At 34.6% G+C, this 14,440-nt stretch carries 16 protein-coding genes; 3 read left to right on the forward strand and 13 right to left on the reverse strand.

Annotation, left to right across the window (positions count from 1 at the left end; genetic code table 11):
- Positions 1-149: 149 nt before the first annotated feature.
- Positions 150-977, forward strand: a complete 828-nt coding sequence (locus BALOs_RS12185; protein ID WP_120405309.1) for a hypothetical protein — start codon at positions 150-152, stop codon at positions 975-977.
- On the opposite strand, the gene BALOs_RS12190 is transcribed toward BALOs_RS12185, so the two are convergent.
- The 12 genes from BALOs_RS12190 to sppA all read right to left on the reverse strand — a co-directional run bounded on the left by BALOs_RS12190 (position 978) and on the right by sppA (position 11,921).
- Positions 978-2,408 (reverse strand): HD domain-containing protein, encoded by a 1,431-nt coding sequence (locus BALOs_RS12190; RefSeq protein ID WP_158536742.1) that lies wholly within the window; start codon positions 2,406-2,408, stop codon positions 978-980.
- Positions 2,409-2,490: 82 nt separating this feature from the next.
- Positions 2,491-2,664: a hypothetical protein gene (locus BALOs_RS15260; protein ID WP_158536743.1), complete on the reverse strand. Its 174-nt coding sequence runs from the start codon at positions 2,662-2,664 to the stop codon at positions 2,491-2,493.
- 68 nt (positions 2,665-2,732) lie between these two features.
- Positions 2,733-4,280: a sigma-54-dependent Fis family transcriptional regulator gene (locus tag BALOs_RS12195; protein WP_114705488.1), complete on the reverse strand. Its 1,548-nt coding sequence runs from the start codon at positions 4,278-4,280 to the stop codon at positions 2,733-2,735.
- 130 nt (positions 4,281-4,410) lie between these two features.
- Positions 4,411-5,745, reverse strand: a complete 1,335-nt coding sequence (locus tag BALOs_RS12200; protein ID WP_120405310.1) for a PD40 domain-containing protein — start codon at positions 5,743-5,745, stop codon at positions 4,411-4,413.
- A gap of 8 nt (positions 5,746-5,753) precedes the next feature.
- The gene (locus BALOs_RS12205) at positions 5,754-6,443 is read right to left on the reverse strand and encodes a TonB family protein (RefSeq protein WP_114705490.1); all 690 of its coding nucleotides are present in this window, start codon (positions 6,441-6,443) and stop codon (positions 5,754-5,756) included.
- Positions 6,444-6,531: 88 nt separating this feature from the next.
- Positions 6,532-6,945, reverse strand: coding sequence for a biopolymer transporter ExbD (locus tag BALOs_RS12210; protein WP_114705491.1), 414 nt, complete (start codon positions 6,943-6,945; stop codon positions 6,532-6,534).
- 9 nt (positions 6,946-6,954) lie between these two features.
- Complete coding sequence (locus tag BALOs_RS12215; RefSeq protein WP_158536744.1) at positions 6,955-7,653, reverse strand: MotA/TolQ/ExbB proton channel family protein; 699 nt, start codon at positions 7,651-7,653, stop codon at positions 6,955-6,957.
- Complete coding sequence (locus tag BALOs_RS12220; protein WP_114705493.1) at positions 7,653-8,456, reverse strand: hypothetical protein; 804 nt, start codon at positions 8,454-8,456, stop codon at positions 7,653-7,655. The genes BALOs_RS12215 and BALOs_RS12220 overlap by 1 nt, the downstream gene beginning before the upstream one ends.
- Position 8,457: 1 nt before the next feature.
- Positions 8,458-9,333 carry a hypothetical protein gene (locus BALOs_RS12225; RefSeq protein ID WP_114705494.1) on the reverse strand — a complete coding sequence of 292 codons (876 nt, stop codon included), beginning with the start codon at positions 9,331-9,333 and terminating at the stop codon, positions 8,458-8,460.
- Positions 9,333-9,755: a hypothetical protein gene (locus BALOs_RS12230; protein ID WP_120405311.1), complete on the reverse strand. Its 423-nt coding sequence runs from the start codon at positions 9,753-9,755 to the stop codon at positions 9,333-9,335. The genes BALOs_RS12225 and BALOs_RS12230 overlap by 1 nt, the downstream gene beginning before the upstream one ends.
- Positions 9,722-10,951, reverse strand: coding sequence for a hypothetical protein (locus BALOs_RS12235; RefSeq protein WP_114705496.1), 1,230 nt, complete (start codon positions 10,949-10,951; stop codon positions 9,722-9,724). Before BALOs_RS12235 ends, BALOs_RS12230 begins: the two co-directional genes overlap by 34 nt.
- Positions 10,952-10,961: 10 nt before the next feature.
- Positions 10,962-11,921, reverse strand: coding sequence for a signal peptide peptidase SppA (gene sppA / locus BALOs_RS12240; protein WP_114705497.1), 960 nt, complete (start codon positions 11,919-11,921; stop codon positions 10,962-10,964).
- Between the two features lie 159 nt (positions 11,922-12,080).
- On the opposite strand from sppA, the gene BALOs_RS12245 reads away from it, so the two are divergent.
- Positions 12,081-12,353 carry a hypothetical protein gene (locus BALOs_RS12245; protein WP_114705498.1) on the forward strand — a complete coding sequence of 91 codons (273 nt, stop codon included), beginning with the start codon at positions 12,081-12,083 and terminating at the stop codon, positions 12,351-12,353.
- A 10-nt stretch (positions 12,354-12,363) separates the two neighbouring features.
- Here the strand turns inward: BALOs_RS12245 and rlmN are convergent, their stop codons facing one another.
- Positions 12,364-13,428, reverse strand: a complete 1,065-nt coding sequence (rlmN, locus tag BALOs_RS12250; RefSeq protein WP_114705499.1) for a 23S rRNA (adenine(2503)-C(2))-methyltransferase RlmN — start codon at positions 13,426-13,428, stop codon at positions 12,364-12,366.
- Between the two features lie 145 nt (positions 13,429-13,573).
- On the opposite strand from rlmN, the gene BALOs_RS12255 reads away from it, so the two are divergent.
- Positions 13,574-14,413, forward strand: coding sequence for an endonuclease/exonuclease/phosphatase family protein (locus tag BALOs_RS12255; RefSeq protein ID WP_133296862.1), 840 nt, complete (start codon positions 13,574-13,576; stop codon positions 14,411-14,413).
- Positions 14,414-14,440 lie beyond the last annotated feature (27 nt).

Here is a 14,440-nt window from a genome sequence, read left to right on the forward strand (position 1 = left end):
CAATTTTATAACAAAATCAAATATTAAGCAAAGGTGGATGAAAAAACCAACCCACCGCGTCAGTTATAGAAAAACTTAACATAACTCACCTTGAACATGGCCAATTTCGAACGTAGAATCATATAAATTTGATGCTCAAGGAGTCAGAAGTGCTTGAAAAAATTAATAATAGACAAGTGGATCCGAAACACCTTTCATCTTTTCTTAGATCACGAAATTGTATCGATGATTCAAGTGTCGATAATTGTCTATCATTTTATGACATCATCTATGTGATCCAAAATGACACCAATTCTGAAAGTAATCGCTTTAAAACCGAGTATATTGATCAACTAGAAATCAATTTAACTCTTGCTTATACTGATCGCCAATTGTGTGAAGAACAAATTCAAGAAGGTCAAAGGGTTCGTCCCATTACAGTGGGAATGCTTTGTCGAGAAACAAAATCAAAATCTATCGAAGTCGTTGGGCTAAATATGGATAAAGATCTTGGTATGACAAATTTTGAAAACTTTATCTTTGTTCCACCATTTGATGAAATTACTGGCCAATATATTTTATCGCCAAGAGATGAGGCTATATCATTATTATCAATAGATAATGAATCTCATCGCTTTATGGGTGTTGAAGCAACATTCTTTTCAATCACAAATAAAGGCCTTGTGACTTTTGGAAGTGAAGAAAGACAAGATTATCTCAATAACCTTATTGATAATTTAAGCTTTGTTATTCCAAGAATACCTCAGCCAAAAGGTAGTGCTAATATTATTTGCCTGCTATTAAATCTTGAAAACTCAATTGAAGAGAGAGCTTTTGTTCGCGATTATCCTACTTTTGATAATTATACAGAAGTCCTATTTGTAAATTCAGAGCTAGACTTGCTTACGGGAAATCTCAGTACTATTGATTACGATGGTGCAAGCCTTGAAGGTATTTATCTACCACTTATAAAGAGAGCGAAGGGACGTCTAAATTAATTAGATAATCCCTTCATCCTGAAGAATTTGATAAGCTCCATCTGAGCAGAAACAATTTGGCGTGTAGCTCATTGTATTTGATAGCTTAGAGATTATTGAGTTCTCCACATCTGCTAAGAGCTGTACCTGGCCATCATCAAAACAAATTTTCACAGGATCTCTTTCAAGTAAAAGATTCGTTTTATTTGTTTCCTTTGCTAACTCTCGAGGACTTTTAACAAAGATAATTTTCTTCTTAGGAAGATCAGGGATAACCCAATCAGCAGCTCCACCTTTCATCTTTACAATATTGACAATATCTTGGGCCTTATTTTCTGTTTTCTTATAGAGCTTGTCATTAAAGCCAGTATTATCTTGTTCCAATAGGCTTTGTGAGAATTCGCTAATATCAATATTCTTAGCTCCATGACGAAGAAGAAGGATTTTTGCCATATCCTTAATATGTGGATAACCATCAAACTTTCCATCAACTAATAATTTATGAATCGTATTCATAAAGTATGAATCATTGAAACCATAGAATCTCATTGGATCGTTACTGATAATATCTAAGAGTTCACTGTAGCGATAAATATGGCCTTTCTCTAGCATATGATAACAAAGCGTATCAGCGATAGAGTCATATTTTGATCCACGAGGAGAGCGAATAACTTGTGAGTACCAAGCAAACCTTGCATTTAGAAAGTCCTCAACACAGTGAAGAGCGTTTTCTTTGATTGCTAAGATATCATGTCCCGCAACTTTCTTCGTTGTGAAATGATGAAGAAGATACTCACGATCATAAGTTCCATATTTTAATCCCGTATAATGAGCATCTCTTAAAAGATAATCCATACGATCACAATCAATTTCAGAGTGTAGAATTTGATTGGCAAGAATTGAAGAGTGAGTTCCTTTTACAAGATCTGAAATTTCTTGTGGATCAATTCCATGATCTTTAAGAATACGTGTTAGACCACCTTCGTAATCAGTATTTTTAATAATAAATGAACCAAGATTTTCGTGGTCATCTTTAAGACCTTTTCCACCTTTCTTATTAGTAGTCTCCCCTATTTTGATATAGGCCATCTCAGTTGTATGAGAAAAGAGAAAAGTACCAATATCGTGGAGTAAGGCAGATATACGAATGGCCTGATGATATTTGGCCTCTTTGGTTACTTGAATTTTTTGAAATAACTCGTGATCTTCAACACCTCGTCCAACAGATCTTAGAATATGATGAGCATTATTTAAAACACCTATTGAATGGCCATAGCGAGAGTGCTCAGCACCATGAAATACATAGAATGAAAATCCTAATTGTTTGATCCATCTAAGACGTTGAAAGAATGGGCTGTGAATGATTTCCATCTCTAGAGGAGTTAAATCAATAAAACCATAGAGAGGGTCATAGACCTTTAAACCTTTTTTGGTTTGTTCAGCAACTTCCATGTTGATCCTTTGAAAACTAAGATGCCCGTAAAATACGGGCATCTTATATTGTATGATATTTTTGCGACTTTTTGACAAGAAATTAAGATTTTTTCTTTCTTCCTCTTTTCTTTACAGGAGTTGTAGCAACTTTTAGAGCTTCGAACATCTTCTTAGCTTCAGCTCTTAAGTTATTTTCATAGATAAAGCGGTAAAAATTCTCTAAATCTGGTGAATTTCTGAAGTTCTTCGGTAGTCTATTGTCTTCTGTTGACATGGTTTCTCCTTATTAGACTGACATATTAACTTCAAAAACACGCTTTATCAATTCTGTTTAATCTTCTTTTAAGCTTCCTTAGCTTCAATCATTCCGTAGCTATGCAGCTTGTTATAAAGAGTCTTTACAGTAATACCAAGAACTTTTGCTGTTTTAGTCTTGTTACCACCTAAGTGCTCAAGTGTATGACAGATATGCTCTCTCTCAATTTCACCAAGCGTCATTTCTCTAAATACTCTAATCTCTTCTTTTTCTTCATTAATTTCTTGTTGCTCAACTTTAATGCTATCAGCTAAGTGATCTCTTTCAACAATCATTCCTGGTGATAGAACATAAGCTCTTTCCATTATTGACTGAAGCTCTCTTACGTTTCCTGGCCAATTGTAATCTTCAAGAAGTTTTACAACACCTGGAGACATCGACTTTTGTGTTTCAGCTGACTTTCCAAGGTTAAGGAAGTGGTTAGCTAGAACTTCGATATCAGACTTTCTTTCTCTAAGAGATGGTACTCTTAGACCAATAGTTGATAGATTGTAGAATAGGTCTTCTCTAAAAGTTCCTTCCTCTACTCTTTCTTTCATATTATGTGCTGATGCAGCAATAATTCTTACGTTTGATCTTAGTTTCTCATGAGTTCCAACTCTAGAATAAGCTAGGTCATTGATGAAGCTCATTAGTCTTGCTTGTACTTTTACAGGCATTTTTTCAATATTATTGATGAAAATTGTTCCACCATTAGCTGCTTCTAGGGCACCTTTCTTTACTCTAAATCCTCTAACAGCATCTACTTCTTCTTTTCCAAAGATTTCTGCTTCAAGGTAGTCATCGTTCCCCATTGAACAGTCTACAACGATGAATGCGTGGTTCTTTCTTTCTGATCGACAGTGAATTCTTCTTGCGATCATCTCTTTACCAACACCAGTTTCACCGGCCATATAAGAGTTAACATCTGATGCTGCTACACGATCAACAGCAATTAGAAGCTCTTGCATGATTTCTGATTTACCAATGATTTCTTTCTCTTGAGTAGTTGAACGAGAAAGGTTTACACCTGGTACAGAGTTCTTTAACTCATGGTCTTTTTCTTCAATTTTTTGCTTAAGTGACTCATTTAAGAATTTAGCTGAAAGATACATCTTCATATTCTTAAGTGGTTTTTGGATAGCATTTAGTCCTTCAAGCACAGTATTGATATCTTCTTTCTTAAAATTAACTTCTTCGTTATTACCTTTAAAAGAGATTGTTCCGATGATTACACCGTCGATGATCATTGGTACACATAATTCAGAGTGTGAATTTTCTTCTTTAGTAGAAGCAAAAAGTGGATCTCTTTGTACATTATTTGAAAAGTAAGCTCTCTTAGACTTAATTACATGTCCAACAGCTCCTAGTCCTTTTGAAACTCTCTTAGCGTTTTTAACTGCCTTAGCATTCTTAGAAACGATTCGACAGCTTCCATCTTCGTGAGCAAGGTTGATGATGATTTCATCGCATGCAATCTCTGATTTGAAGAATTTTGATAACTCACTAAAGAAAATCTGCTCATCTAAAGTTGTAAGAAGAGTAGACAGTAGGTTTTCAATTTTTGTTGATTCTTTTTTCATTTCGATTGTCATGTAAAAACTCCCGTGTATTTTTTATTGTGTGTGTCGCATAGTGTTAAACTATATTCATGATACAGTGCGTCTGAACTTTTTACAAGACTAAAATACTCGGGTGTTCAAAAAAAATATAGATACACAGTAATTACAGTGACTTAAGCCATCTACCACTTGTACACTTTCCGAAGTTTGAGGTCAGTGGACCTAGGATTTTACCCCAAGTGTCCATAATATAGACATTCTGAGTGGCCTTAGATTGTGAAATTACCCTCAAACTTGTAAAAATAATGAACTGTCCATCTTTTGAGTACTCAGGATCCTCATTTGAGCCGAAATCCTTCGTTAATCTCACTAGGTTTTGGCCATCGGCCCCTACCTTAAACAGGTCAAAACGGTTATCAAGCCAGCTAGAGAAGACAATCTCAGAGGCATTTGGGTGAAATCGTGGAGTCGCATTATACTTTCCAACGTAGCTGATACGCTTTACATCCTTCTCTATTCCAGAGGGATCCATCGTATAAATCATTGGTTTACCAGGTCTTCCAGAAAGGAATGTAAGGATTGTCCCCTCTGCATTAAGAGATGGGTCCACATCTGGTGCAAATTTCTTTGTTAATCGCGTAAGCTTTCTTGTCTTTAAATGCATACGATAAAGTTCTGCATTTCCTTGGTGAGAAAGAGTTAAAATGATCTCTTCCCCATCGTTAGTAAAGATTGCACCAGAGTTAAGACCTTTACGTTTAGAAAGGATCTTTGTTTTTCTAGTCGCAACATCGTAGATCATAAGGTTTACGTTCTTCTTTGCACCTTTTACTGACTCATCAATTAAGCTGTAAACAATCTTACTTCCATCATGAGAAACAGCAGGAGAGATAACAACTCCGTTGTGCCAAGTAAGTCTCTTTGGGTTTGCACCGTCAAAGTCCATGATGAAAAGCTCTTTCTTTCCTTCTGGTAATTTGTGATCTGAAACAAATACAATCTTATCTTTAAAGATTGATGGCTTTCCTACAATAGCGCGATAAAACTTGTCTGCAATTTCATGGATTGCACTACGGTTATTTTGATCATATGCAATACTTCCTGTTACTAATTCTTTTTCGTTTGAAGTATTCCATAAACGATACTCTAGATTTGTTGTCCCATTATCACGGTTAACACGAAAGCGAGCAAGAAAGTTTGTCTCCTTTGCTTTATAAGTAGAGAATCGTACATTATCAAAAGATGTTTGAGAGATTCGTCGTGGTAGAACCTGAAAATAATTTGAATAGAACTTAAAATCATTTCTTACGATATTTATGTAATTTTCAGCAGCTTCTAATTCATTAGGCGTAAATGCACCCTCAGAGAAGACTTTTTCAACTAATAGGGTTTCTTTTACAACTTCTGCTTCACCAACGGAAACAACAGTTAGCCCATTTTCAGCAAAAACATTTGTAAATAATAGTAATGATATAAAAACTCTTAAAATATACTTCATTGTACCTCCTATATAGGGAAGGCCAGAACAATTTCTCCAGCAACTAACCTATTGGTGATTTCCTTATCTGGTCTAGGGAACTTCTTAACGGAACGAATTGAGCTAATTGCTTTATTATCGTATTCTTTATTACCGCTAGACTTTATAATTTTATAATCTAATAACTTTCCTTGGGCATTAATAAAAATTTGCACATGACAAGATAGCTCTAAATTTGCAAGATAAGCTGGAAGCTTCCAATATCTTCTAACCTCTTCCATTACACTTAAAACATACTCATCAAATGCACCTTGAGCCTGGACACTACTTGTTCCAGTATATGAGCTACCTTCACTTAATTTATTACCAGCAGCGATAACACCGCTATAATCAGTATTATCTTCGACTTCTTCTATTTTTTTAACTTTCTTTCTAGGCTTATTGTCTTCTTTAACATCTCTTGTGGCATATTTAGAAAGCATATCGGCCAATGACTTTGTTTTCTTTTCTTTCTTTAAAATTGCCTTATCACTTCCACCTGTGTCTTTCATTTCAACCTTAGGTTTTGCCACTTTATTCTTTGGTGGTGGGCTTAGTTTCTTTAATTCCTGATAAGTCATCTTAGGCATGGCCACAACATCAACCTTAATGGCTTTTCCAATGACTCTCATTTTATTAAGGTTTGCTTTCTCTGGATCAAAAGGAGTTCCTAATTTCATGATCGAAAATAGATACAAAGCCGCCACTAAGAGAACGTGTCCCCCTAATGATATTGAAATGTATTTATTAAAATTATTTTCGATAATTCTATTCCTCTAATTCTGTTACCAATGCAATATTGTTAATATTATTTGATTTCAGATATGACATGAGTTTTGCAACTTTTCCATATTCTAACTGATAATCAGCTCTTAAAAATAAAGTCTGAGACTTTGTTTCCTGAAGCTTCAAATTTAAAACCTTTATAAGTTCGGCCATTAAGATCTTATCTTTACCAACATAGAACTCTTCAGAGTTCGTAAAACTTAAAACAACTTGAGACGAACTTAAGTTCATGACATTCACTTCCTTAGTTTTTGGAAGAGTTAGTTCAATACCATTAAGCATAAGAGGTGCCGTTATCATAAAGATAACAAGGAGAACCAGCATAACATCCACGAGGGGTGTTACGTTGATTTCTGACATTGGCCCATCGCCATTTCCACCTGTATTCATTCCCATGAAATACTCCTAAGACTTTGAAGAAATATAGCGTTCTACTTCATTAATAAATTGATTACTAAAAATATGAAGTTGTTCTCTAAGTTTATTTCTTCTTTGACCAAATTTATTAAAGTACCAAGTTGCAGGAATCGCTGCGACTAAACCAACTGCTGTAGCAACTAGGGCCTCAGCAATACCAGGTGCAACAGTCTCTAGTGTCGCTCCACCACTAGCAAGCCCTGAAAAGGAATCAATAATCCCCCAAACGGTACCAAATAAACCAACAAATGGAGTAATTGATCCAATTGAAGCTAATGTTGTTAGATTTGAACTCATCGTCTGATCGACTTCAACAACTTCATTGCTAAGAGTACGCTCCATTGATTGGTTTGCTATCGAAGCATAGTGTTCTTTAATAGCAGCATAATTTTCACCCAGAGCAATTTCTGTTTTCTTTAGTTCACGATAACCAGAAAGAAAAACTCTCTTTAGAGGACTTTCTTCAATGGTCTGTGCATCGTGATATGCTTCTTCTAATGAAGTTACTCCACTAAAAAAGTTTTTAAAGTCATTATTGGCCCTTTCCGCTTTTTTGAATGCAGATAGCTTTTGAAAGATAATTGTCCAAGACAGCACTGAGGCTGCAACAAGTAATAGTAAGTCGATTTTTACGACAATACTAGAATCAAGTAAGATTTGAAAAATATCTAAGTTGTGACCTTGCACTATACTTCTCCTTGCTTACGTAAAAAATATGAGTAAGCGATTGTTACAATTAATAAACTTATGGCCGGCATTAGCAGGCTCGTTAAGCGTGAGAAAAACATCGAGTAATATGTCCCCCACAATGGATCATGACCTAAGAATGCAAAAAGCGGAACAAAGACTATTGATACAAAGATCATTCCCTTTAAGACTGAATAGTTAAATAAATACAGATGAATATAGGCCATATAAAATAATAAGAGGTGACCAATTTCTAAACTTGTATTTCTTGGAAAAAGAACAAATAAAGAAAGATAAACAAAAGATCCTTCAACAAATATATGAAATAACCTTCCAACTCCCCTTTTCTTCTTTAGAAATAATTTTGAATTTAAAAAATCAAAGAAGAAAAAGGCAAAAATTAAGATATTGTGGATAATTAACTGAAAAACAGAAAATTGAACATTCTCTAAATGACTTGGACGAATAAAGAATAAGAACACCAAAATTGAAGCAAACGATACTAAATAAGTAGGTGTCGTAATATTATTATACCAATCAAAAGAGAGCTGACTTCGAATATCCTTAATTCGAATATCTGAAAATAGATATGCTGATGCAAAAAATCCCAGAATTCTGGCCATCACGAGTAGTTGCCATGAAAAGTCATATAGCCAATTTTCTACAATTATCAATTTATGGCCAAGACGAAAGTGAAAGAACGAAGCTATAGAAACTAATATAAAGTAAATTACCCAATACATAAAAATTGAGATTGCATACTTTGAGGTATAAATAGCTTTTTCTTTGGCGAATAACTTCATATTAATTAGTCGTTGGGTCTATCCATTTTAGCTGTAATTCAGGTGATGGATAAATCTTGGAATAATGCTTATAAAGTAAGTTCCCCTTTGTTAAAGAGTCGATCTTCTCTAATAGACTATAGTAATTCTTCCAATATTTAGGATTATTTTTCAAAATAACATCCATTTTCTTCGTTACTGTAAACTGATCTTTAAAAGAAAAGCCAGAGTTAAAAGCAATATCAGAATACTTAGCTAGAACCTTTTCAAATGCTTCCTTTGGGAATTCTTTCTTATAAAAGTTACTATTCATTAACTTCAATAATGTCGCATCATCGAATTTACTAATAAATTGTTCATTTTCTAGTCTTAATAAGTCCTCAAACATTAACAGAGATATTTGAAGTTTTGATAAGTCCATAGCACGGATAAATGGAACACTTACAACAAAGAGATAGTCTTTTCTTGAAAGTGGAAAACCAAAATGCGTGATATTTGCAGAGTTCACATACAGAACTTTAAACTTTAGGCCAAAGTAGCCAACTTCTTTTAGAAAGTTTTCAAAGTACTCAGTAACTCCAAATTCAGGTTTATGAAAATCCCACTTTAGTAGGTTTACATTTTTGACAAGCCAATACTGAGTCATAATTTCCCAGAAGTGTCTTCCTCCTGGTGTATTATAGAAAGCCTTCTTCTTATCTTCGATCGAGTCTTTCTTTTCCTGAGCTTTAATCTTTTTCTTCTTGGCAACTTTTTCAAGGCCATCTTTTTTTAATACTTTTTGAATTTTATTAAAATTAACAAATTCATTTTCGACAGGTAGTTCACTTTGATCTGACTGAGCAAATGGAGATGAAAAAGATGTAAGAATAAATCCTAAAATTAATAACCTTTTCATTATCGACTCTCCCCTCTTCTTAATAGATCCTGGAGACGTCCCCAATAGTGAATTTCAGTTACACCGATTTCAATATTATCAAAGAAGCGGCGATATAAATCCTGCCAGCATTCTTGTGGTTTTGTTTTCGATAAAACATCCACACTCATAAAGCCTTGGTAATTAGAATATTCAACATTGTAGAAATTCGACAGCGGAGCACTTTTTACATAAAAAGGTTGTCCACACTCAAAAGTTGAAAGAACCCTTGAGAACTTCGATGGATTTTGATGTAGCTGAGAGTATACAGTATTCACGTAATAAATCGTCTTCTTAACATTAGAAGATTTATCACTCTTTGCTTGCCCAAAAGCTTGGGTTGCAAATAATAGAATTAGAATAGTTTTCTTTATACTTTCCATCTGAATTGTATCGTTTCCCATTCATGACATTGTGGACAACGCCAAAAAATATCATCTGAATTATAACCACATTCTCGACAATAGTGCTTTGTAACTGTTTGGCGCATATTATCGAGTAGTCCTTTCATTTGTGTAACAGCTTCTTCTTTTTTACCGAGCTCAATTAAGATCTTAATATATTCAGACTTAAGAGCATCAGAAGTTGTATTCTCACCTTTTTCCCAAGCACTTAATAATTCATAAGCTTTATGGAGTTGGTGTTGTTGTTTAAAAAGTCTAATCTTAGTTAAAATGATCGATTCATTTGAAAGAAGATCAGCATCATTTAATTCTAAGAAATATTCAACGACTAAATTAAGTCTCTTAAAATACTTTTCCTTCTCATCTTCACTTCCTTTAAATCCTTCTTCTAAAGACTCAAAAGCAAATGAAGCATACATTGGTTGCTCTTTTAAAAGCTCTAATAAGTTAAGCTTAGCCTCATCAACATTACCTTCATGAAGAAGAATTCTAAGCTTTAATATTTTGGCCGATACAGAAGGAGCAAAACGAAAGCCATCTTCTAAGTCTTCAGCCGCTTTTGAAAGCTGTCCGTTCTCAAATTGTTTCTTGGCCTTTTGAACAAGAATATGAGAAATCGTTTCGGATTGATTTTCGTGTCCTACTTTCGATAGCATAATGCGATAATTATATGCCTGATCCCAGTCACCAATATCTTCATAAATTCGACAAAGAGATTGAATAACATCAAATTCATCGCGATTGATTTTTAAAACATCTTTATATGTTTCAATGGCCTTATCAACGAAGCCACCTTTATCAAAATCAATTGCTAACTCTTTGAGAGCTCTTATTCGATCAGACTCAGAGATATTATCCCTTGCGATAAGAGAGCGGTGAATACTAATGGCCTTTTCAATTTCACCATTGCTTCGAAATAGTCCACCAAGCGCGAAATATGTATCGATTGTTTCACGGTTAATATCAACAGCACTAAGGAATTCTTTAATAGCAAGATCACGATTACCTGAGATTAGATATTGTGTAGCATTTAAGAATACTTTTGACTGAGCTTCGAAAATAGAATTTCGATATCTTTTTGAAAGTTTTACACCTGTATCCTTCTCACTAAAGTAGTGATAAATCAGGATAAGAGTAAAAACAAAGGCCACAACAGCTAATATATGATCTTGTAGCCAATTTAAGTAGATATGCATTATACCTCAACTATTTGTACATGATATTCGTCGAATTGCTCATTTTCACATATTCAACAAAGCTAGAAACAGCACCCTTCACATCCTCTAGATCTTGAATAAGAGAGAAGAAGTTGCTTTTCTTTTTAATTTTAATTTCACTTAGGTTTAAGTCACCTTCAAGCTCAAGTGTTTTATGCAGACCACGTGCACATGGCCAAAGTCCAACAAGATCATCTACTAGACCAAGCTTTTTAGCTTGTGCTCCAGAAAAAACCTGACCTTGAGCAACTTCATTAATTGGTGAAGTTAAGCGCTCTTTTCTTTGCGCTGATACGTCATCTATAAATTGCTTATGAACATCTAAAGTCATTCTTGTCATAAGTTCTCTTTCTTCTGGTGTCATGGAACGATTTGGCTGACCAATATCTTTATAGCGACCAGCTTTAATTGTTTGTGGGTTTACCATGGCGAATTTATATAATTCTGATAAATCAACAAATTGCATGATTACACCAATTGAGCCCGTAAGAGTTCCTGGTGAAGAGCAAATCTTCTCTGTAGCTGCGCCAATATAATAACCACCGCTTGCAGCAATTGATGAGAAAGAAGCATAAATAGGCTTAGGTTTTTTTGTTATTTCTTTATACTGACCAACTCCTCGAATACGAAGAATTTCTTGATAAATTTCTTGAGTTGGAGCAACAGCTCCACCAGGTGAATTTACTCTTAAGATAATACCTTTTACTGCTTCATCAGCTTCTGCCTTATGGAGAAGTTCAATGACTTTCTTAGACTCCATAATGACACCCTCAACTTCAATGAGAGCAATCTTATCTTTTGATTTCGTTGATGATGATGCAATGTAGTCGTTGCTACCCTTAAAAATATTTACCGTATATACTGAAAATAAAATAAGCACGACAAAGAAAACCGCCACTAAGGCCATAAGGCCCACAACTGCACGATCTTTTGATTTATTATTCGACAAAGCATCCTCCCTGAGCTTATAAAACCATACCTCTATCTTCCCAGAAATATTGGATTTCGTAAACTTTTTAACATGTTACAAACTTGCCTATTAAAGTAAATCTGCTGCATTCCGAAAAGTATATTGGATATTAACCTAATGGGAATATGTGAGGATTTTATGAAATCAGTAAACTTTAAACTTTTGGTATTTACTACCTTAGTAATACAGTCGGGTTTATGTTCTGCTGAGAAATATGAAGCACCTGCATTTTTTCACTCAGAATCAAAGAAGCCCATCTCATTTAAGCAGAAAGTAGTTAACAAAAAAGCTACAGTAAAATGGCAAGATGGTTATACTGTTGATCAAGATGAGCAAGCGGAAAAGTCAAAACGTCTTCCATCATCAAAGAATTCAAAAGTTAAATACTGGGATTACGAGAATAAGAAATAATCGTCTTTAATTAGTCCCAAAGATTCGCATCTTTTTCAAGCTCACTCTTTAGCTGTCCACATGCTGCAAGGATATCACTTCCCTTTGTCGTTCTAATAGTCGTCGTTATTCCACCATCTTCTAGCTGGTTTTTAAACCAATTGATTCGACTTACACTTGGACGCTTGAAGTTTGATTCTGGATATTCATTAAATGGGATTAAGTTTATTTTTGAAACCTTTTTTGGGAGTAGATTCAAGAGAGCTGTCACATCTTCGGCTCGATCATTATACTGATCAATTAATAAGTATTCATATGTGATATAACGATGTGCTTTTAGCGGAATTTCCTTAATGGCACCAAGAAGACGATCTAAATCAAATGCCTTATTAATTGGCATTAATTCAGTACGAATATCATTATGGGCAGCATGTAGAGAAATAGCGATATTCACAGGCGGAAAATCATCTAATTTCTTAATCTGAGGAACAAGTCCGGAAGTTGAAATCGTAACTCTTCTTTGAGAAAGACCTAATGCCTTTTCATTAACCATTAGCTCAGTTGCTACTTTTACATTTTCAAAGTTATGAAGAGGCTCACCCTGTCCCATAAAGACGACATTTGATAGACGCTCTTCTGGCCCAACCTTATCACGTAGAAACTTTGTTACGGCCAGGAATTGACCAATGATCTCACCTGCTTCCAAGTGTCTCATTAGGCCCATTGTCCCAGTATGACAAAAGGTACAACCAATAGCACAACCAACTTGAGAGGAAACACAAAGAGTCTTACGGTTTGAACGAGCAGGAATCATAACAGTTTCAACTGTCTTATCATCTCGCATGGCCACAAGAAATTTTCTCGTTCCATCCTTTGATAGGCCATTCCATACAATTCTAGGAAGGTTAAAATCAAAGTTTTCAAGCAGAAGATCTTTTAGATTTTTGGAAATATTTGTCCAATTTTCAGGGTTAAACTCATATTTTTCATAAACCCATTTAAGAATCTGAGTGGCCACAAAAGCCTTTTGACCATTGCTTTCAAGAAATGATTTTAATGACTTAGGTGAAAGTGAATAGAAAAGTGGCCTTTCCATTAAATACTCCAAAAAATGCTAAGTGCTATATATATGGTCAGTCCATAATATTTACAAGCTTGTCTGTAGTTTTTTTGCGATTTCAGCTAGATTTATAGTTAGATTTAGAAGAAATACAATAAAAAACAGTGAAAAAGGATTCGATTTGAAAAAGTTAAGCATTTTCATGATTTTAACAACATTCATTAATATCAATGTTCATGCAGGAAATAACCTAGCAAATCTCATCTTTAAGGTTCCGGCTAAATCTCAAATATTAGAAACAAATAGTTCTATTAAGTGCCAAGACTGCACAATTCCAGAGCGCTTTACTATATCTGTTTGGAATATGTACAAAGGTAGTGAACCAAGTTGGCCAAGAGAATATCAATCAATGGATGCGCAGAGTGATCTTATATTAGGTCAAGAATTTCTTCTTTCTGGGGATATGAAAACAGAACTTGAAAACCCAGTTAATTCAGAAGTTGTTATGGCCACATCTTTTATCAATACTAAAAAAGAAGCAACAGGTGTCTTCACATCTTCAAAAGTTAGTTCAATTTCAAAAAAAGCATACCGAAGTCAGTCACGTGAGCCTCTAGCAAATACACCAAAGATGGGACTTGTAACAAGCTACCCTCTTTCAAATGGCAAAGTCCTTACTGTCGTAAATATTCATGCTTTAAACTTTGTTGGAATAATTCCTTTCTATAATCAAGTCTCTGAATTAATTGATGAGGTGAAAGATCTAGAAGGTCCAATTATCTTTGCGGGCGACTTTAATACTAATACTCCATCTAAAACGATTTCAATGAATCTACTTTTTAAAGCTCAAGGCTTTAAGAAAACTGAATTCTCTGGAAATGATGATCGCCTTACTTTTCTAGGGCAAAAACTCGATCATTTCTGGTATCGAGGACTCCAACTACTAGAGGCCCGCGTCTTAAATGAAAATGAAGGATCGGATCATAAACCAATGCAGGCTACCTTTGAAGTCAGTTATTGACACTATATCTAAGAAAAAGAAAATTTC

The organism is Halobacteriovorax sp. BALOs_7 (assembly GCF_003612895.1).
Taxonomy (GTDB): domain Bacteria; phylum Bdellovibrionota; class Bacteriovoracia; order Bacteriovoracales; family Bacteriovoracaceae; genus Halobacteriovorax_A; species Halobacteriovorax_A vibrionivorans.